Annotated in this window: 16 protein-coding genes and 1 tRNA gene; 6 read left to right on the top strand and 11 right to left on the bottom strand. The window is 66.9% G+C overall.

The genetic code is table 11. The features are described from left to right. Nucleotides 1-552 precede the first annotated feature (552 nt). The 5 genes from guaA to N5C25_RS03180 all read right to left on the bottom strand — a co-directional run bounded on the left by guaA (nucleotide 553) and on the right by N5C25_RS03180 (nucleotide 7894). The gene (gene guaA / locus N5C25_RS03200; RefSeq protein WP_019661318.1) at nucleotides 553-2118 is read right to left on the bottom strand and encodes a glutamine-hydrolyzing GMP synthase; all 1566 of its coding nucleotides are present in this window, start codon (nucleotides 2116-2118) and stop codon (nucleotides 553-555) included. Beyond that, complete coding sequence (locus tag N5C25_RS03195) at nucleotides 2115-2594, bottom strand: hypothetical protein (protein ID WP_345781909.1); 480 nt, start codon at nucleotides 2592-2594, stop codon at nucleotides 2115-2117. The genes guaA and N5C25_RS03195 overlap by 4 nt, the downstream gene beginning before the upstream one ends. Nucleotides 2595-2701: 107 nt before the next feature. Continuing rightward, entirely contained in the window at nucleotides 2702-4159 is a 1458-nt protein-coding gene (gene guaB, locus N5C25_RS03190) for an IMP dehydrogenase (protein ID WP_032958143.1), read from the bottom strand. A 612-nt stretch (nucleotides 4160-4771) separates the two neighbouring features. Then, nucleotides 4772-5650: a bifunctional methylenetetrahydrofolate dehydrogenase/methenyltetrahydrofolate cyclohydrolase FolD gene (gene folD / locus N5C25_RS03185; RefSeq protein WP_049402332.1), complete on the bottom strand. Its 879-nt coding sequence runs from the start codon at nucleotides 5648-5650 to the stop codon at nucleotides 4772-4774. 123 nt (nucleotides 5651-5773) lie between these two features. Beyond that, a complete protein-coding gene (locus tag N5C25_RS03180) occupies nucleotides 5774-7894 on the bottom strand; it encodes a methyl-accepting chemotaxis protein (RefSeq protein WP_279936397.1) in 2121 nt (706 codons plus the stop codon). 182 nt (nucleotides 7895-8076) lie between these two features. Between N5C25_RS03180 and N5C25_RS03175 the strand changes: the two genes are divergently transcribed. Beyond that, nucleotides 8077-8532, top strand: a complete 456-nt coding sequence (locus tag N5C25_RS03175; protein ID WP_279936396.1) for an Rrf2 family transcriptional regulator — start codon at nucleotides 8077-8079, stop codon at nucleotides 8530-8532. Continuing rightward, a complete protein-coding gene (locus N5C25_RS03170; protein ID WP_251102413.1) occupies nucleotides 8522-9427 on the top strand; it encodes an NAD(P)/FAD-dependent oxidoreductase in 906 nt (301 codons plus the stop codon). The genes N5C25_RS03175 and N5C25_RS03170 overlap by 11 nt, the downstream gene beginning before the upstream one ends. A gap of 109 nt (nucleotides 9428-9536) precedes the next feature. Here the strand turns inward: N5C25_RS03170 and N5C25_RS03165 are convergent, their stop codons facing one another. From N5C25_RS03165 to N5C25_RS03150, 4 genes are all read right to left on the bottom strand, one after another. Further along, the gene (locus N5C25_RS03165; RefSeq protein WP_279936395.1) at nucleotides 9537-10757 is read right to left on the bottom strand and encodes an RtcB family protein; all 1221 of its coding nucleotides are present in this window, start codon (nucleotides 10755-10757) and stop codon (nucleotides 9537-9539) included. 56 nt (nucleotides 10758-10813) lie between these two features. Further along, the gene (locus N5C25_RS03160) at nucleotides 10814-11938 is read right to left on the bottom strand and encodes a slipin family protein (RefSeq protein WP_279936394.1); all 1125 of its coding nucleotides are present in this window, start codon (nucleotides 11936-11938) and stop codon (nucleotides 10814-10816) included. 356 nt (nucleotides 11939-12294) lie between these two features. Then, nucleotides 12295-12367: transfer RNA gene (locus N5C25_RS03155), tRNA-Arg, on the bottom strand. Nucleotides 12368-13050: 683 nt separating this feature from the next. Then, nucleotides 13051-14007, bottom strand: coding sequence for an aldo/keto reductase (locus N5C25_RS03150; protein ID WP_279936393.1), 957 nt, complete (start codon nucleotides 14005-14007; stop codon nucleotides 13051-13053). Nucleotides 14008-14176: 169 nt separating this feature from the next. On the opposite strand from N5C25_RS03150, the gene N5C25_RS03145 reads away from it, so the two are divergent. The 3 genes from N5C25_RS03145 to N5C25_RS03135 all read left to right on the top strand — a co-directional run bounded on the left by N5C25_RS03145 (nucleotide 14177) and on the right by N5C25_RS03135 (nucleotide 16044). Further along, nucleotides 14177-15034 carry a class I SAM-dependent methyltransferase gene (locus tag N5C25_RS03145; protein WP_019661688.1) on the top strand — a complete coding sequence of 286 codons (858 nt, stop codon included), beginning with the start codon at nucleotides 14177-14179 and terminating at the stop codon, nucleotides 15032-15034. Between the two features lie 111 nt (nucleotides 15035-15145). Then, nucleotides 15146-15397: a hypothetical protein gene (locus N5C25_RS03140; RefSeq protein WP_224329425.1), complete on the top strand. Its 252-nt coding sequence runs from the start codon at nucleotides 15146-15148 to the stop codon at nucleotides 15395-15397. A gap of 107 nt (nucleotides 15398-15504) precedes the next feature. Then, the gene (locus tag N5C25_RS03135) at nucleotides 15505-16044 is read left to right on the top strand and encodes a pseudouridine synthase (RefSeq protein WP_026347220.1); all 540 of its coding nucleotides are present in this window, start codon (nucleotides 15505-15507) and stop codon (nucleotides 16042-16044) included. Nucleotides 16045-16134: 90 nt separating this feature from the next. Here N5C25_RS03135 and N5C25_RS03130 read toward each other — a convergent pair whose 3' ends face one another. Continuing rightward, on the bottom strand, nucleotides 16135-16524 hold the full coding sequence (locus tag N5C25_RS03130) for a hypothetical protein (RefSeq protein WP_019661686.1): 390 nt from the start codon (nucleotides 16522-16524) through the stop codon (nucleotides 16135-16137). A gap of 200 nt (nucleotides 16525-16724) precedes the next feature. Further along, a complete protein-coding gene (gene hrpB, locus N5C25_RS03125; RefSeq protein WP_251103429.1) occupies nucleotides 16725-19229 on the bottom strand; it encodes an ATP-dependent helicase HrpB in 2505 nt (834 codons plus the stop codon). A 67-nt stretch (nucleotides 19230-19296) separates the two neighbouring features. On the opposite strand from hrpB, the gene N5C25_RS03120 reads away from it, so the two are divergent. Then, nucleotides 19297-20077, top strand: a 781-nt coding sequence (locus tag N5C25_RS03120; protein WP_279936450.1) for a TatD family hydrolase, incomplete at its 3' end; no start/stop codon positions are given.

Raw genomic sequence — 20077 nt, 5'->3', positions numbered from 1 at the left:
CAGCCTGCCCTCTCATGGAAAAGGGCGGATTCAGGAGAACCAGATCAACCGCCCCTTCGCGTCCAGCCAACGACTTACAGGACCTTACCGATCGCTCCAGCAAAAAATCACATGTTCCAGCTATCCAAGTAGGGTTCGCAGCTTTAATCTGACGTACAAGCTTGCTCTGTATGTCAGTTGCAATAATTACTGCAGATGGCCACCTATCACTTGCTGCGCGCAAGAGACTGCCGTCTCCGGCCGAGAAATCCGCAACCAGCTTCGGCAAGGAAATACTCGAGGCTGCTGCCACTCTTCTCGCAATCGTAGCTGGCGTTGGATAGAAATCAAAAACCATTGATGAAGACCTGGCCGAACCTTCCTGATTGAGACACTTAGCGCTTGATTCCAACATAGGATATCCTGCCTAGCTGACCACAGTTGACGTGGTGTAGCACTGAGTGACGTTCACCGAATCGCTCTAGGCAGCAACGGGGTGCGGACTTTCATACGTAGAAATTAGCATGTAGTCCATACAACAAGGGCGCCTCTCGGCGCCCTCGTTCGTTCAACTCATTCCCACTCAATAGTCGCCGGCGGCTTCCCCGAGATGTCATAGACAACCCGCGACACCCCCCGCAACTCATTGATGATCCGGTTGCTCACCGTACCCAGGAACTCATACGGCAGATGGGCCCAATGCGCGGTCATGAAGTCGATGGTCTCGACAGCCCGCAGCGCAATCACCCACTCATAAGCCCGCGCATCACCCACCACGCCCACCGACTTCACCGGCAGGAACACGGCGAATGCCTGGCTGGTCTTGTCGTACAGGTCCGCCTTGCGCAGCTCATCAATGAAGATGGCATCGGCCTTGGCCAGCAGCTCGGCGTATTCGCGCTTCACTTCACCCAGAATGCGCACGCCCAGGCCCGGGCCCGGGAACGGATGGCGGTAGACCATGGTGCGCGGCAGGCCCAGCTCGACGCCCAGGCGGCGCACTTCGTCCTTGAACAGCTCGCGCAGCGGCTCCACCAGGCCCAGCTTCATGTGCTCCGGCAGGCCGCCCACGTTGTGGTGGCTCTTGATCACATGCGCCTTGCCGGTCTTGCTGCCAGCCGACTCGATCACGTCCGGGTAGATGGTGCCCTGCGCCAGCCACTTGGCGTTCTTCAGCTTGCTGGACTCTTCGTCGAAGATCTCGACGAACAGGTTGCCGATGATCTTGCGCTTGGCTTCCGGGTCGCTCACGCCTTCCAGTGCTGCGAAGTAACGGTCGGCGGCATTCACGCGCACAACCTTTACGCCCATGTGCTCGGCGAACATCGCCATCACCTGGTCGCCTTCCTGCCAGCGCAGCAGGCCGGTATCCACGAACACGCAGGTCAGTTTCTCGCCGATGGCCTTGTGCAGCAGCGCGGCCACCACGGACGAATCGACGCCGCCGGACAAGCCCAGGATCACTTCGTCATCGCCCACCTGTTCGCGTACGCGGGCGATCTGGTCGTCGATGATGTTGGCGGCGGTCCACAGGGTCTGGCAGCCGCACACGTCCACCACGAAGCGGCGCAGCAGCGCCTGGCCCTGCAGGGTGTGGGTCACTTCCGGGTGGAACTGCACGCCGTACCAGCGCTTTTCTTCGTTGGCCATGGCGGCCACCGGAATGCGGTCGGTGGTGGCGGTGATGGTGAAGCCCGGCGGTGCAACGGAGACGTGGTCGCCGTGGCTCATCCAGACATTCAGCTTCGGCTCGCCGCCGTGGTCGCTCAGGCCCTTGAACAGTGCATCGGGGTTGATCACGTTCACTTCGGCGTGGCCGAATTCGCGCTGATCCGCTGCTTCGGTCGCGCCGCCCAGCTGCGCGGCCAGGGTCTGCATGCCGTAGCAGATGCCGAAGATCGGCAGGCCGCTGTCGAACACTTCCTGCGGCGCGGCCGGGGCGCCCGGCAGCGTGGTCGATTCCGGGCCACCGGACAGGATGATGCCCTTGGCGCCAAACGCGGCAATCTCGGCCGGGTTGTGGTCCCACGCCCAGATTTCGCAGTAGACGCCCAGCTCGCGGATGCGGCGGGCGATCAGCTGCGTGTACTGCGCGCCGAAATCGAGGATGAGGATCTTGTCGTTATGGATGTTGGTCATGGTGCCGTTCCAGTGGTGTTTTTCGCAGCGCCCGGCGCTTCAAGGCTCTGCGTCAGCGTGGCGATGAACGCCTCGCGTTGTTGAATATGTGAGGGATCTTCCTCGTCCCAGCGCAGCATCAGCAGGCTGTGCGGTGCGTTGGGGTTGGCCCGGTCGGCGCGCGGCAGTTCGCCGATTTCCTGCACTTCGGTGCCGGGCACGATGCGCCGTTGAAAGGCGTGCATCGGGTAGCCGGAATCCACGGCGTTGCCCCAGAACGCGGACTGTACGCTCATCCGTTTCGGCTCCAGCGGCCCCAGCTCGGCGGTGACCACAGGATCTTCAAGCCTGTCACCCAGATCGGTAACGCACCGCAGGATGACCTGCAGCGGGCGCTCGCCGGTACCTTTCAGCAGCCAGCGCTGTTCGCCTGCGGGCTGCACCTGCCAGCCCTTCGGCAGCGAAAACGCGTTCTGGCACGCCTGTACGTCCTGCAATTGCGAAACCGCCGCGCCCGGAGACCCGGAGCGCGGCGGCGGTTCGGACAACGAACAGCCTGCCATCAGCAGGCTGCCCGTAATCGCAAGAGCAGTTCGCAAGCGCATCAGGCGCGGTAGTTCGGCGGCTCTTTGGTGATCGTCACGTCGTGGACGTGGCTCTCACGCTGGCCGGCGCCGCTGATCTTCACGAACTTGGGCTTGCTGCGCATCTCGTCGATGGTGGCGCACCCCACGTAGCCCATGGTGGCGCGCAGGCCGCCCATCAGCTGGTGGATGATGCCGCCCACCGGGCCGCGGTACGGCACGCGGCCTTCGATGCCTTCGGGCACCAGCTTGTCGGCGGTGGCGGCGTCCTGGAAGTAGCGGTCCTTCGACCCCTTCTCCATGGCAGCCAGCGAACCCATGCCGCGGTAGCTCTTGTACGAACGGCCCTGGTACAGCTCGGTCTCGCCCGGCGATTCCTCGGTACCGGCCAGCAGGCCACCGACCATGATGGTCGAGGCACCGGCGGCCAGCGCCTTGCCGATGTCGCCCGAGTAGCGGATGCCACCGTCGGCGATCAGCGGGATGCGATCCTGCAGGGCTTCGGCCACCAGGTCGATGGCGGTCACCTGCGGCACGCCGACGCCGGCAACGACGCGGGTGGTGCAGATCGAGCCCGGGCCGATGCCGACCTTCACGGCGTCCGCGCCGCTGTCCAGCAGCGCCAGTGCGGCTTCGCCGGTGCAGATGTTGCCACCGATGACCTGCACGTTCGGGAAGTTCTTCTTGACCCAGCTGACGCGGTCCAGCACACCCTGCGAGTGACCGTGCGCGGTATCGACCACGATCACGTCCACGCCGGCGGCGACGAGCGCTTCCACGCGGCGATCGGTATCGCCACCCACGCCGACGGCAGCGCCGACCAGCAGGCGGGTCGACAGATCCTTGGCAGCGTTCGGGAAGTCGGTGTTCTTCTGGATGTCCTTGACGGTGATCAGGCCACGCAGTTCGAACGAATCATTGACCACCAGCACCTTTTCGATGCGGTTGCGGTGCAGCAGCTGCAGCACTTCATCAGACGCGGCGCCTTCCTTGACCGTGATCAGGCGATCCTTCTTGGTCATGATGTGGCGGACCGGATCATCCAGCTCGGTCTCGAAGCGCATGTCGCGGTGGGTCACGATGCCGGCCAGCTGGCCGTCGCTGCCCACCACCGGCACGCCGGAGATGTTGTGCGCCTGGGTCAGGGCCAGCACGTCGCGGATGGTGGTTTCCGGGCCGACGGTGATCGGGTCGCGGATGACACCGGCCTCGAACTTCTTGACCTTGGCCACTTCCGCGGCCTGCTGTTCCAGGCTGAGATTCTTGTGGATGATGCCCATGCCACCCAGCTGGGCCATGGCGATGGCCAGGCGGGCTTCGGTGACGGTATCCATCGCGGCGGACAGGATCGGAAGCTTCAGCTTCAGGTCTCGGGTCAACCGCGTTTCGAGGTTGACGTCCTTGGGCAGGATGGTCGAGTGGGCGGGGACGAGCGAGACGTCGTCGTAAGTGAGTGCTTCAGCCTGGATGCGCAGCATCGGCATACCCGAGATGTGGGGAAGCGCGACATTTTACCCTGTTTTCGTGCCGCGTGGCAGGGGGTAGATGCGACGCAGTGTCGCGCCGGCGGTGATTGGTTCAGGGCGGCTTGGGTGGGTGCCGACCTTGGTTGGCACCTACCAGGAGCGAGTCATCGGCCTGCCTTTGGTGGGTGCGGACCGTTGGTCCGCACTCCCCTTCAGACACCTGTGCCCCAGCATTGCGCCGACCAACGGTCGGCACCCACCTTAAGAGGATCACTCGGGCCGGCCTGGAACCGCCTTTGGTAGGTGCCAACCTTGGTTGGCACGATCCGTCCGGCACCGGCACCCCAGATGGGCCGATGGCTCCGATGGATGTGTGCCAACCAAGGTTGGCACCTACCAGGAGCGGATCATGCAGGGCATCCAAGCCACCCGGCATTTGCCTTGGGTGGGTGCCAACCTTGGTTGGCACGATCCGTCCGGCCCCGGCACCCCAGATGGGCCGATGGCCCTGATGGATGTGTGCCAACCAAGGTTGGCACCTACCAGGAGCGGGTCATCGGCCTGCCCGGCATTGTGCCGACCAACGGTCGGCACCCACCAACAGTAGATCTCCCCAATCGCAGGTCAGCTCAGCGCTTCCGCCGCTTCCAGCGTGTTCTGCATCAACGTGGCCACGGTCATCGGGCCCACGCCACCCGGCACCGGGGTGATCCAGCTCGCCCGCTGGGCGGCCGCCTCAAACCCAACGTCGCCCACCAGCCGGCCGTCGTCCAACCGGTTGATGCCGACGTCGATCACCACCGCGCCCGGCTTCACCCACTCGCCCGGCACGATGCCCGGGCGGCCCACCGCGACCACCAGGATGTCGGCGTTGCGCACGGCCTGTTCCAGTACGTCCTTGGGGGTGAACTTGTGGCAGCTGGTCACGGTGCAGCCGGCGATCAGCAGCTCCAGGCCCATCGGGCGGCCGACGTGGTTGCTCACGCCCACGATGGTGGCATTGCGGCCGCGTACCGGCTGGTCGGTGTGGCCCAGCAGCGTGGTGATGCCGCGCGGGGTGCACGGGCGCAGGCCGAACTCACGCAGGGCCAGGTGGCCGACGTTTTCCGGGTGGAAGCCGTCCACGTCCTTGCGCGGATCGATGCGCTGGATCAGCCGGCGCGCGTCGGGGATGCCCGGCAGCGGCAGCTGGATCAGGATGCCGTTGATCTTCGGATCGGCGTTGAGCTGGTCGATCAGGTCGAGCAGCTCGGCCTCGGTGGTACCGGCCGGCAGGTCGTAATCATGTGCTTCGATGCCGACCTTCTCGGCGGCGCGGCGCTTGTTGCGCACGTACACCGTCGAGGCCGGGTCGCCACCGACCAGCACCACGGCCAGGCCCGGGCGGCTGCCGCCGGCGGCCACGCGGGCGTCGACGCGCACCTTCAGGCTGTCGAGCAGGTCCTCGGCGATACGGCGGCCATCAAGGATGCGGGCAGGATGCTGGGGGGCGGAATCGGTCATTGGGAGCAGGCGTGGGGCGGCGGGGACGCTATTGTCCCTGATTCAGGCCCCCTCGCCCACCGCCGGCTTCGGCGATCCCCCACCTGCCTGGTAGTGCCGGCCGCCGGCCGGCAACCGGATCAATCAGGCCGCGCGCATCAGCGCGTCCTTCGCTGCGGCGGTGGTCGACAGGTCGAACACATCCACCGCGTCGATCAACCGGTTCGCCTGCTGTTCCAGGCTGCGTGCGGCGGCGCTGGCTTCCTCCACCAACGCGGCATTCTGCTGGGTGGTGCCGTCCATCTGGATCACGGTCTGGCTGACCTGTTCGATGCCCGCGCTCTGCTCCTGCGAGGCGGCGGAGATCTCGGCCATGATGTGAGTGACGCGCTGCACCGACGCCACGATCTCGGCCATGGTGTCACCGGCCTCGCGCACGCGCCGTGCACCGTGGCCGACCTGTTCCACCGACGCTTCGATCAACGCCTTGATCTCCTTCGCGGCTGCCGCCGAACGCTGTGCCAGGGTGCGCACTTCGCTGGCAACCACCGCGAAGCCGCGGCCCTGCTCGCCGGCGCGTGCCGCTTCCACCGCGGCGTTCAGCGCCAGGATGTTGGTCTGGAAGGCGATGCCGTCGATCACACTGATGATCTCGGCGATCTGCCGCGACGAGGTTTCGATCGCGCCCATCGTCGTCACCACCTGGCCGACCACGCTGCCGCCGTGAGAGGCAACGGTGTGCGCGCCGATCGCCAGCTGGTTGGCCTGGCGCGCATGCTCGGCGTTCTGGCGCACGGTGGAGGTCAGTTCCTCCATCGATGCCGCCGTCTCTTCCAGGTTGGCGGCCTGCTGTTCGGTACGGCGCGACAGATCGTTGTTGCCGGCGGCGATCTCCGCCGCCGCCGTGTGGATGTTGCCGGAGGCGTGCTTGATGTCGGTGACGATGGTTGCCAGCTGCGTAGCGGTGGTGTTGGCGTCGCCGGCGATACGCGCGAACACGCCCTGGAAATCACCGTGCATGCGCGCGCCGAGGCGGCCATCGGCAATCGCGCGCAGCATGCTGGAGACCTCGCCTAGGTTCAGTTCAGTGGTCTGCATCAATCGGTTCAAGCCGTCGACCATTGCGTGGAAATCATGCTCGAAGCGTGCGCTGTCGCCGCGCTGGCTGAAGTCACCGGCGGCGGCGGCTTCGGCCAGGCGGCGGATCTCGCCGTTGATCATGCCGAGATTGGCCTTGGCCGTATCCAATGCGTTGGTGATCACGGCCTTTTCGCCGGGCAGGCGTTCCATGTCCTGGCTGAGGTCACCGACGGCATAGCGGCCCATGATCGAGATCGCGCGCATCTTCACCTGGATGTGCGCGTCAACCAGCGTGTTGCAGTCGGCCACCATGGTGCCGAACGCGCCCGGGAACGCACTGGCATCCATGCGATGGCTGATGGTGCCGGCGTCATGCGCCTGCGCCATCGTCGCCTGTGCGTCCAGTACGCCGCGCAGCGTGGACTGCACCGCCTGCATCGCCTGCGCGAGGCGACCGATCTCGTCGCGGCTGCGCACCTGCACCACGTGCTGCAGATCACCAGCGGCCACGGCACGCGCAGCGGCTTCCACCGCCAGCACCGGCTGCACCACCGCGCGCCGCAGCCACCAGGCCAGGCCCATCAGCAGCAACACGGCGGCCAGCACGGTCAGCGCCGCGCACATCAGCAGGGTCTGCCGCGCCTGCTGCGACCGCGCCGCTACGGTTGCTTCGGCCACCTGCGTGGCATGCGTGCTCAGCGCATCCAGTGCGGTCGCCACCGGGCGGTCCTTGCCACGCACCAGATTGTCGCCGGCGGCGGGATCGTAGCCGGCTTCCGCAAACGCCTGCAGGGCGGCGTGGTAGTCCTTCTGCAGCTGCGTGTGCAGGCCCATGAAGGACTGTGCCAGTTCGCGCGTGCGTATGTCCGGGCTGGCTACGAGGCCCCTGGCCAGCTGCTCGACCAGGCGGCCCTCGCTGTCAAAGGCGTCCAGATGGCGCTGGCGCAGCGCGTCGTCGTGGCCGCGCAACAGCACGTTCTTCCATTCCTGCACCTGGCCGCGGAACTCGCGCTGCAGGCGTTCGGCGTCGCGGCTGTGCGCGACTTCGGGTGGAACCTCGGTGGACAGCTTCAACCAGGCGGAGGCCAGGCCCGCCAATGCGCAGAGCAGGACCACGGCCAGACCAACGGAAACCGCGCCGAGCAGCTTGGACTGCAGGCGCGGAGCACGGACAGACGCTTTCATGGAAGGGACTCTCGGGAAGGGGCAATGCGGTATCGACCTGTCCCCACGCGTCTGAAGTGCGACGTTCATCACATTACCGTTTCGTTTAGTGATGTGAAGGGGATGTTTCATAGGACAAATGTGTCCATATGGAACGAAAGAATACCCTCGACAGAGAATTTAAATGTAACTATCGTTGTTACATGAAATCAGCGAATCCACTGTCCGACGCCCTGCATGTGATGGCGCACCTGGTCGGCCATGCTGCCCCGCGCACGTCCGAGCAGCTGGCATCCTGCCTGCCGACCCATCCGGTGGTGATCCGTCGCCTGCTGGCGCAGCTGCACAAGGCCGGCTTGGTGCGCAGCACCCGCGGCCACGGCGGCGGCAGCCTGCTGGCACGCGACGCCGCGGCGATCACCCTGCATGACATCTACCTGGCGGCGGGCGCACCGCCGCTGGTCCAGGTCGGCGCACGCGACTCCGGCGGTGGCTGCCCGATCCAGCAGCTGGTCAACAGCGCCTTGCTCGAAGGGGCGCGCGAAGCGCAGCGCCTGCTCGAAGCGCGGCTGCAGGCGACCACGCTGGACCAGCTTGGCGCCGACTTCGCCCGCCATCTCGCCCATCACCGTTCCCTGGAAGGTCACCATGAATCCTGATGTGCTCATCGTCGGCGGCAGCTATGCCGGCATTGCAGCCGGCCTGATCCTGGCCCGTGCCCGTCGCCCGGTCACCGTCATCGACGCCGGTTCGCCGCGCAACCGTTTCGCCAGTCATTCGCACGGGGTGCTCGGGCTGGATGGCATCAGTGGCGCCGAGCTGCTGAAGACGGCGCGCCAGCAGCTGCTGGACTACCCCACGGTGCGTTGGGTGCATGCCGAAGCCGTGCAGGCCACCGCCCGCGCCGAAGGCGTGGAAGTGCGTACCGCCGATGGCCAGGTGCTGGCCGCGCGCAAGCTGCTGCTCGCCAGCGGCATCGCCGACCAGTTGCCGGCGTTGCCGGGCCTCGCCGAGCGCTGGGGCAGCACCGTGCTGCACTGCCCGTACTGTCATGGCTATGAAGTGGGTGGTGGTGCCATTGGCCTGCTTGGCGGTCATCCGATGTCCGCCAGCAAGGCGCCGCTGTTCGCCGACTGGGGCAATGTCACGTTCTTCAGCATGGGACTGGACATCACGGATGAGGAACGCGCCGCCATGCAGCAGCGCGGCGTGCAGATCGAGACGTCACCCTTGCTGGGCGTGCAGGGCGACCAGCCGACCTGGCTGGAAGTGGAGCTGGCCGACGGCCGCCGAATCGCCCAGCGTGCGTTGTTCGTGCCGGCCACCCAGGCGATGGCCACGCCATTGGTGCAGCAGCTGGGCTGCACGTTGGTCGAGAGCCCGCTGGGCGTGCTGATCGAGGTCGATGCGATGAAGCAGACCTCGGTGCCGAACGTGTATGCCGCAGGCGATGCGACGACGGTCGGCAACATCACCCTGGCCATGGCCGAAGGCGTGCGCGCGGGCATCGGCGTGCACCACGCGCTGGTGGCCGAAGACAGCATCGCGGGCTGAACGTTGCACAGGTAGAGGCCGACCTTGGTCGGCGCTGTTCCATCCACGCATGGCGTGGATCTACTGCAATCGGGTGCGGTGGGTGCCGGCCTTGGCCGGCACCGCTCCGTTACCCCTTCACGCACAACACCTGGCGCAGGGTGTGCACCACGTCGACCAGGTCCAGCTGCGCGGCCATCACATCGTCGATCGACTTGTACGCGGCCGGTGACTCGTCCAGCACGCCGCTGTCCTTGCGGCATTCCACGTGCGCGGTGGCCTCGCGATGCTGGGCCAGCGTGATCTGCTGGCGCGCGGCGCCACGGCTCATCACCCGGCCGGCACCGTGGCTGCAGCTGTGGAAGCTGTCCGCGTTGCCCTTGCCACGCACGATGTAGCTGCGCGTGCCCATGCTGCCGGGAATGATGCCCAGCTCACCCTCGCGGGCGCTGACGGCCCCCTTCCGGGTCACCAGCAGCTCCTGCCCGTGGTGCGTTTCCTTCTGCACGTAGTTGTGGTGGCAGTTCACCGCCATTGCCGCCAGCTGGAACTTCGGCAGCCGGTGGCGCATCTCGGCCAGCACGCGCGACATCATCGCCTCGCGGTTCTGCCGGGCGTAGTCCTGCGCCCACGACACGGCTTCGACGTAGTCATCGAACAGCGGCTCGCCTTCCATGAAGAACGCCAGGTCCTTGTCCGGCATGTGGAAGCCGAGCACGCGCCGGGCCAGTTCCTCGCGCGCCTTCTCGATGAAGTAGGTGCCGATCAGGTTGCCGGTGCCGCGCGATCCGCTGTGCAGCATCACCCACACCGTGTCCGTCTCGTCCAGGCACAGTTCGATGAAGTGGTTGCCGCCACCCAGCGTACCCAGCTGGCGGTCCAGCTTATCGGTGCGGATCCTGCGGTGCCTGTCCTTGATCTTCTCCAGGCCGGTGGCCAGCCCGGACTGCACCAGCCGCGTGTGGATGCTGTCGGGCATGCGGTGATGCTCGCCGCCGCGCCCGTTGCCGACCGGAATGCTGCGCTCGATGCTGTTGCGCAGCTGCCGCAGGTCGTCGGGCAGGTCGTTGGCGCGCAGCGTGGTGCGCACCGCCGCCATGCCGCAGCCGATGTCAACGCCGACCGCGGCCGGAATGATCGCACCGTGGGTCGGGATCACCGAGCCGACGGTCGCGCCCTTGCCCAGGTGCACGTCCGGCATCACGGCCACCCACGGTCCGACGAACGGGATCGCGGCGATGTTGCGCAGCTGCTCATGCGCCTGCGCTTCCAGCGGCACACCGTTTACCCAGCCCTTGATCGGCGTGGTGCCCTCGACGTGCAGCCATTGATAGTTGTGTTGAGTGTCCATGTCTTCGTGTATGTCCTTGATGGGCCGGGGGCGCGTCCCTGCGCCGCCGCTACCCCCTACCTGATCGTCACCAGCTGCTTCAGCACGCCATCCAGGCCGCCGAACACGGTGAGCGTGTCGATCTTCTCGGTGACCTTCTCCAGTGCCTCCAGCTCCTTCAAGCGCATCAGCACCGGGTTGTCCTCGATCAGCTTTGCGGTGTTGAGCTGTGATCGCGTGGCGTTGGCCTCCTCGCGGCGACGGATCACGCTGGCCTGGGCCTGCTTCTCGGCCAGCACCACGCCGTTGAGGATCTCCTTCATCTCGCCCGGCAGGATCACGTCCTTGATGCCGACGCCGAGCAACCGCACGCCGTGGCCCTCGATTGCCGCCTGCACATGTGAGGCGATCTCGCCGTCCAGCGCCGCCTTGTCGCCCAGCAGCTCGTCCAGGCTGCGCGCGGCAATTGCCTGGCGCAGGCCGAACTGCAGCTGCCGGTAGACGAACTCATCGGCATTGCTGAGCGTGCGGTGTGCACGCACCGGGTCGACCACCTGCACGGTCGCGGCCAGGTTCACCCGCAGGGTGACTTTGTCGCGGCTGAGCAGTTCCTGGCCGGACACGTCCAGCGAACGTGCACGCAGTTCCACACGCTCCACCGACACGTTGCCGTTGAAGTTCCAGAACGCGTGCAGGCCGGCGTCCAGCGTCTGCCGCAGCGTGCCATCGATGAACAGCAGGCCCACCGACTCGCTCGGCACGGTGCTGATCACCGCCACACGCGGCAGCACGCCCAGCTGGCCCAGGCGCTGCTGCACGTCCACCGGAATGCGCGGCTCGTCACCCAGCGCCATCACGCGCACCTGGGTGTCGACCGAACCGCGCCAGTACAGGCGACGGCTGCCCGGCGGCAGCACTTCATCGATGCGGCCATTGCGCAGCAACAAGCCGACCTCGCTGGCGCCGACATTGGCCAGCACGAAGTGCGTGTCCAGCTGTGCGCCCAGCGCTTCGATCAGGCTGTCCTGGTCGCTGCCAGTGTAGGCCGCGCCCTTCGATGCAGTGTGGATGTCCACGTGCGGCCGGCCGCCGAACGGCGAGGGGCGGTGCACGCCCGGCAGCAGGATCTGCTGGAAACGACGGTTGCGATACACCAGGCCGCGCTCGCCGTCGCCGATCACGACCTTGATGGTCCAGAACATGGGAGTCTCTCCTTGTATGGCTCTGGTGGTTCGACCCGTTGCGGATGAATCGCCATGACCCGGGTCGATCCGGTCGTGGCGAGGCTGCCTGCACATTACGTGCAGGCAGCGGAAGAGGGCGGCCATCGGCGGACGGTCCGCGCGCGGAGCCTTCGGTGCGCCGGCAGAGCTGCCATCGTCGTTCCCGGCAGGCAGCACCGGTGCGGAACGTGGCTGGCAGTGGCGGCGGGCCGGGGCCCGGCGTGCGGTCCGTTGCCGTCCACGCCCCGCCCGAAGGCGATGGCGGTGGACGGCGACGATGGCCGCTGGGGCTTGCGCCCCGGGTGTTGCTTCAAGTCATGACGTGACAGGTCATGTGGTTTGGAGTGGGAGTCGAACCCACGACAGACGGAATCGGGATCCGTTGCTCTACCCTACTGAGCTATCCAGTTGGGGACCGCGCGGAATCGAACCGCGTACCGGCGAACCGGCGCCTGCCTCCAGCAGGCGATCCAGGCGATGGCATGTCCGCGACCTCCGGCATACGCCACGGCAACGCCGCGCGCACCAGCCCGTGGTGGAAACGGGACCGTTGGAGAATCGAGGGTGCAGGCCACCGACATTATCGACGAACGATAATGTTTTGATGCGATGCAGATAATGTCCAGGCGCAGCCGATCGCGCGAAGTAAATCCTTCGGCGGGGCGGGAGAAACCTGTGTCAGTGAGCGGCGGGTTGCCGCGCGGGGTGCAGTTCTGGCATCGCGGGTCCTTGCGCCGACGCAAACGAAAACGCCCCCGGGACTTGCGTTCCGAGGGCGTCGTCAAGCCTCGGAGATCGGGGTGGCCGATCTCCGCAGGGCGGATATCAGGCCGTTGTAAGCTGGTCTTCCTTGCCGAACGCGCGCGCCAGCACGTCCATGCGCAGGCATGGCAGCAGTTTGGCGGTGGCGACGGAATGCGCGTTCAAGGGAAGTTTCCAGTGGTTGTTGAAACGAGGTGCGCACGATAAACCACGATTTACTCGCGCGCAACCATTTTGTTCAATTATTTTCTTCTTTACCGCGCGATGCCGGCCAGCGACCGGCACTACCTGACTGTGTCATGCCGGCCAGCGGCCGGCACCACCGGGTCTCAGGCTTCCGCGCTGGCGGCGTCAAGTTGCGCGATGTCCTGCACGCTCAGCGACAGGTTGGCCGCTGCCAGCAGATCGTGCAGCTGTTCGACGCTGGTGGCGCTGACGATCGGCGCGGTGATCGACGGCCGTGCGATCTGCCATGCCAGTGCGATCTGCGCGGCACTGGCGTTGTGCTTGCTGGCCACGTCATCCAGTGCCTGCAGGATGCGCAGGCCACGCGGATTCAGATAGCGCTTCACCACGTTCTCGCCACGCGCCGGGCTCTTGGCCGCATCGGCCGGCGTGCGGTACTTGCCGCTGAGGAAGCCGCTGGCCAGCGCGTAGTAGCCGATCACGCCGATCTGTTCGCGCTGCACCAGCGGTTCCAGTTCCTTTTCGTAGCCGGCGCGGTCATACAGGTTGTACTCCGGCTGCAGGGTTTCGTAACGCGGCAGCTTGTAGTCGGTGGACACCTTCAGGGCATCGGCCAGGCGCGTGGCGCTGTAGTTGGACGCACCGATGGCGCGCACCTTGCCGGCTTCGATCAGCCGGCCGAACGCGGCCAGGGTCGCTTCCAGCGGCGTCGACTCGTCATCCTCGTGGGCCTGGTACAGATCGATCACGTCGGTCTGCAGGCGGCGCAGCGAATCCTCGACGGCCGCATTGATGTTGTCCGGGGTCAGACCGGGGCGTTCGGCCCATTTGGCCACCTTGGTCGCCAGCACCACCTTGTCGCGCTTGCCGCTGCGCGCGAACCACTTGCCGATCAGCGTTTCCGATTCGCCGCCGGCGTTGCCCGGCACCCAGGCCGAGTACACATCGGCGGTGTCGACCAGGTTGAAGCCGGCGTCGACGAAGGCATCGAGCAGGGCGAAGCTGGCCTTTTCATCGGCGCTCCAGCCGAACACGTTGCCACCGAAGGCGAGCGGACGTACATGCAGGCCGGAACGGCCCAGTTCGCGGGTTGCCGTCATGGGCACGGACTCCTTGGGGGAAGTGCTCCAGAATAAAACGCGTAGTGTGACCGTGCTGCGGCGGTGACCACAAAACAGTGTTCCGCGCCGCGCACGCCGCTAACGTTTTGTGAACACCTGGGACGCCGCGGCTGCTAGTCTCGCCGCATCTTCCGCTGGAGTCGCTCCGATGATGCCTGCTTCGTCCCTGCGTGGTTGCCGCCTGCTGCTTGCTTCGGCCCTGCTTGCCGCCGTTCCCGCGTTCGCCGCACCGTCCACGGTGGCGCCGGCGAAGATCCAGGTCTCACCGGCCATCGATGCGGCGGTGAAGGCGTCGACCCGTGATGCCAACAACGTCAAGCGCGATGGCTTCCGTCATCCGGCGCAGACGCTGTCGTTCTTCAAGGTGGCACCGGAAAAGACCGTCATCGAGATCACCCCCGGCAACGGCTGGTACTCGGAGATCCTGGCGCCGCTGTTGCACGACAAGGGCCACTACGTTGCTGCGGTGGTCGATCCGATGGCGGTGCCCGAAGGCCGCGGCCGTGACTACCAGCAGCGCAGCCGCGACAGCCTGGAGAAGAAGTACGCCGGTGCGCCGGCACAGTTCGGCAAGACTGCCGTGGTCGCCTACGATCCGGCCAAGCCGGTGTTCGGCCCGGCCAATTCAGCCGATGTGGTGCTGACCTTCCGCAACGTGCACAACTGGCGCAAGGCCGGCCAGGCGCAGGGCATGTTCCAGGGCTTCTTCAACGTGCTCAAGCCGGGCGGCGTGCTGGGCGTGGTCGAGCATCGCGCCAAGGCCGATGTGGCCGATGACGATGACACCGGCTATGTCGGCCAGCAGCAGGTGATCGCAATGGCCGAAGCCGCCGGCTTCAAACTGGACGCGCGCAGCGAGGTCAACGCCAACCCGCGTGACACCAAGGACCACCCGAACGGCGTGTGGACGCTGCCGCCGACCAATCAGCACGACAAGGCCGATGATGCGAAGTACCAGGCGATTGGCGAAAGCGACCGGATGACCCTGCGCTTCATCAAGCCGTAGCGGGTGGCGCCGGGCTGCGCCCGGTGAGCGCTGCGGCGTCACAATGGACGTAACGTGTATCCGCCGGGCGTGGCCCGGCCCTGCTGCCAATGGAGTGGACAGTTGAAGAAGGTGTTCTATATCGCTGTTGCAGTGCTGGTGTTGGCGCGGCTGATTGACTTCGTGTTCTACGGTGGCCATGCCTACGACCTGGTGGCGACGGTGGGGTTTGCCGTGCTGTTTGCCGGTGCGCTGCTGGAGGAGCGTGCGCGTGCCATGAATCCGCCGCCGGTTCGCCTGCGGCGCCGGGCCAATGTCATCGCGGCGTGCGGCATCGCACTGGTGCTGGGCTCTTTCCTGCTGGAGTGGAAGGTCTTCGGTTGATCGCGCCGCAGCCTCGGCCGGCGTGATGCCCGGCAGCACCGGGGCCGCGCTCGGCCGAGGTTGCGCGGCATGGGACAATGCTGCACCCGCCGCCTGCCGTGCCCGCAATGCTGATCGCCTTCAACAAGCCCTTCAACGTGCTCTGCCAGTTCACCGACCGCAGCGTACCGCCGCGGCCGACGCTGGCCGGGTTCGGCCTGCCGCCGCGCGTGTATGCCGCCGGTCGCCTGGACCATGACAGCGAAGGCCTGCTGCTGCTGACGGATAACGGTACGCTGGCGCACAAGCTGACCGACCCCAGGCACAAGGCCGACAAGACCTACTGGGTGCAGGTCGAAGGCACGCCCAGCGATGAGCAGCTGCAACGGCTGCGCGATGGGGTGGAGCTGAATGACGGACCGACCTTGCCGGCGAAGATCGAGCGCCTCGATCCGGCGCCGTCGCTGTGGACACGCGATCCGCCGGTGCGCTTCCGCAAGACCGTGCCCGACAGTTGGCTGGCGATCACGATCCGCGAGGGCCGCAACCGCCAGGTGCGGCGGATGACCGCGGCGGTGAACCTGCCGACGCTGCGGCTGGTCCGCGTGTCGATGGGACCCTACCGCCTGGACGACCTGCAGCCGGGGCAGTGGCGGCAGATCGGCTGAAACAGGAAGGGCCGGATACCCTACGGTATCCGGCCCTCATAGCGGGCTGATGGGCTCAGTTCCTGCGGAAGGAAGCCGACCCCGGCAGACTCAGGCGTCGCTGCCGATATCGCTGTGCTCGTCCACCACGGTGTCGTTGCGGCGGTCACGCGCATTGATGCGCTGCGCCTGGCCATTCACCACGTGGCCGTTGGCGGCCTTCTTCTTCTGCTGCTTGCGGTACAGCGCATAGCCGAGCAGGCCGACACCCACCGCAGCGGCGGCAATGGTCACCGCCGGGTTGCGCCGGGCGAACTTGGTGGCCACCTTGCCACCGGTCTTGACGGCGCCCAGCGCCGCGCCGGTCTTGATCCAGTCACTGGCCTGCGGCCCAAGGTGGCGCAGGCTGCCACCGGCACTCTTCAGGCCGTCGCCGGCGCTGTGGGCCAGGTCCAGGGCGCGCTCCAGAGCGCGGTCGGTGATTACGGTCAGCTTGCTCATGCGGGGGTCCTTTGCCTCGGGTCGAAGTCCAGTGTCGCGTGTTGCCCGTAAACGGGATGTCAGTCGGGGTGGCACGCGGTGTGACTTTACCGCAGCCATTCAGGATCAGGCAGGCTCCGCACCCGGTAGTGCCGGCCGCTGGCCGGCAATGCTCTCCGCCTGGTGCCAAGGGGCTGCCGGCCAGCGGCCGGCACTACCAATCAGGTTCCGCGCGGCTTGGCCCGGTGCGTGGCCGTGGCCGTCCACGGGTCATCCGGCCACGGATGACGCGGGTAACGGCCCTTCATTTCCTTTCTCACCTCGGCGTAGGTGCTTTCCCAGAAGTTGCGCAGGTCCTGGGTGACCTGCAGCGGGCGGCCGCCGGGGGAGAGCAGGTGCAGGGTCAGCGGCACGCGGCCATCGGCGATGCGCGGCGTATCGGCCAGACCGAACAGTTCCTGTAGCTTCACCGCCAGCACCGGCGGCAGCGGATCGCCGCTCTCGCTGTCCAGCGCATAGGTGATCGGCCGCTCCAGTCCGGACGGCACGGTGATGCGGGTCGGCGCATGACGCTCGACCAGCTGCCGTTGTGACCACTCCAGTGGCGATTTCAGCGCTTCGCCGAAGCTGGATTCGTCCAGCGCATCCAGTCGCGTCTTGCCGGCGAACGCGGGCTGCAGCCATTGTGCGCGCGTGGCCAGCAGGACATCCTCGCTGCAGTCGGGCAGGCCGAGCTCGGGCATCCAGCGCCGCAGCGATTCCACCCGTGCCTGCCACTGGCGCAGGCCTTCGGTCCACGGCAGCGCCTGCAGGCCGAGCTCGGCCACCGCATCGGTCAGCGCCTGCGCGGCGTGCTGCGGATCGACCCGGCCGGCCGAGCGGCTGTCCAGCACTATGCGGTCGAAACGGGTCTCGCGCAGCGCAACCAGGGCGCGGCGTTCGCTGTCCCAGCGGACCACGTCTTCGGTGACGAAGCGCTCCGGCCACGCATGGCGCAGAGCACTTTCATCTACCGGTGCGGCACGCAGCAACAACGCATCGCGCGCTTCGAAGCGCAGTTCGCTGGCCACCAGCCACGGCTCGCCGCGCAGGTCGCTCAGCTCGTGCAGGCGCGCGCTGCGGCCATTGGCCAGGAGGTAGCGCAGCGGATCGCCGGGATGCTGGAAACCGATCCGGTCGGGAAAGGCGTGTGCAAGTAGATCGCCCAGTTCGTGCGCCTCGATGCTGGCCGGCGGCGCGGCATCACAGCGCAGGCGCCGCCGCCATTGCCTGGCGGCGGCATCGATCGCGGCCAGCCCGCTGCGGTTGGCGTCGCCCGGTGCACGGCCATTGCGGAACGCCGCCAGTGCACGCCAGCGCGCGGCCAAGGCATCACCGCCCTGGCGCAGCGGGTCGCGCGCTTCCAGCAGGGCGGCCAGATCGGCGGCCAGGGCCTGCGCACGTGCATCGCGCGCTGCCAGCAGCATGGCGGCCATCCTTGGATGCGTACCCAGCGCCAGCACGCTGCGTCCGAGCGCGGTGATCGCGCCACTGCTGGACAGCGCGCCCAGCCGCTGCAGCAGTTCGCGCGCCGCGCCCATCGGGCCGGCAGGTGGCGGATCGAGGAAGCGCAGGTCACTGCTGCCCCAGGCGGCCAGTTCCAGCGCCAGTCCGGCCAGTTCCACCTGGTCGATCTCGGCGCGGCGTTGCGGCTCCAGCCGCTGCGACTGCGGCCACAACCGCCAGGCCACGCCTTCGGCCACGCGGCCGGCACGGCCGGCGCGCTGGTCCGCCGAGGCCTGTGCGATGGCCACCACGTCCAGCCGGGTGAAGCCGCTGTTGGGGTCGTAGCGCGGCTCGCGCGCCTGGCCGCTGTCGATCACCACGCGCACGCCGGGCAGCGTCACCGACGACTCGGCGACGTTGGTGGCCAGCACCACGCGGCGGCGCCCATCGCTGGCCGCCTGCAGTACGCGCGCCTGCTGTTCCACCGGCAGTTCACCGTGCAGGGCCAGCACCTCCACGCCGGCATCCAGCGATTCCTGCAGGCCCGCTTGCACGCGTGCGATTTCGCGCTGGCCGGGCAGGAACACCAGCAGGTCACCCGGATGCTCGGCCAGGGCCTGCTGCACCGCGCGGCGCACCTGCAGTTCCAGCGTCTCATCGCGGCGCGCCGGGAAATGGCTGATCGCCACCGGGTAGCTGCGGCCCTCGCTGCTCAGCCGCGGCGCATCGAGGAAGCGTGCCAGGCGCTCGCCATCCAGCGTGGCCGACATCACTACCAGACGCAGGTCATCGCGCAGCTGCGCCTGCACGTCCAGCGCCAGCGCCAGGCCGAGGTCACCGCTGAGATGGCGCTCGTGGAATTCGTCGAACAGGATCGCACCGACCTCTTCCAGCATCGGGTCGTCCTGCAGCATGCGGGTCAGGATGCCTTCGGTGACGACTTCAATGCGGGTGCGTGCCGAGACCTTGTTCTCGAAGCGGATGCGGTAGCCGACCGTGCCGCCGACCTCTTCGCCCAGCTGCCGTGCCATGAACAGCGCGGCGCTGCGTGCGGCGACCCGGCGCGGCTCCAGCAGGATGATTTTCCGGCCTTGCAGCCATGGCGCTTCGAGCAGGGCCAGTGGTACCTGGGTGGTCTTGCCGGCGCCGGGCGGGGCTTCCAGCACCAGCCGTGGCTGCACGGCCAGGTGCTGCTGGATCTGCGGCAGCAGCGGGGAAATCGGGAAGAGCGGGGCATTCATGGGCAAAGGATAAGGGGCCATGGAGGCCGCAGGTACAATGCGCGGGCACTTTTCCCCCGCGATGACCATGCACCTGATCGATATCGGCGCCAACCTGACCCACGACTCCTTCGACCGCGACCGCGATGCCGTGCTGGACCGCGCACGGCAGGCCGGCGTGGTGCAGATGGTCATCACCGGTGCCAGCCGCGAGCACTCGCCGCTGGCCGTGCAGCTGGCGCAGCAGCACCCGGGCTTCCTGTATGCGACCGCCGGCGTGCACCCGCATCATGCGGTGGAGTACACCGAGGAATGTGATGCCGAGATGCGCGCGCTGCATGCCCACCCCGAAGTGGTGGCGGTGGGCGAGTGCGGGCTGGACTACTTCCGTGACTTCTCGCCGCGCCCGGCCCAGCACCGTGCCTTCGAGCGCCAGCTGCAGCTGGCGGCAGACAACGGCAAGCCCCTGTTCCTGCACCAGCGCGATGCACACGCCGATTTCATGGCACAGATGAAGAACTTCGAAGGCCGCATCGGCCCGGCGGTGGTGCATTGCTTCACCGGCGAACGCGATGAGCTGTTCGATTACCTGGACCAGGACTGGTACATCGGCATCACCGGCTGGCTGTGCGACGAGCGCCGTGGCGCGCACCTGCGCGAACTGGTGAAGAACATCCCGGCCAACCGCCTGATGATCGAGACCGATGCGCCCTACCTGTTGCCACGCACGCTGAAGCCGATGCCGAAGGACCGCCGCAACGAACCGATGTTCCTCTCGCACATCGTGGAAGAACTGGCGCGTGACCGTGGCGAGGACGTTGCAGTGACGGCGGCCAATGCGACTGCGGCGACGCGTGCGTTCTTCCGCC

This window comes from Stenotrophomonas sp. GD03958 (genome assembly GCF_029839005.1).
In the GTDB taxonomy this organism is placed as follows: Bacteria; Pseudomonadota; Gammaproteobacteria; order Xanthomonadales; family Xanthomonadaceae; genus Stenotrophomonas; species Stenotrophomonas hibiscicola.
The sequence above is the reverse complement of the archived record's forward strand: the minus strand, read 5'-3'. Positions and strand labels throughout refer to the sequence as shown.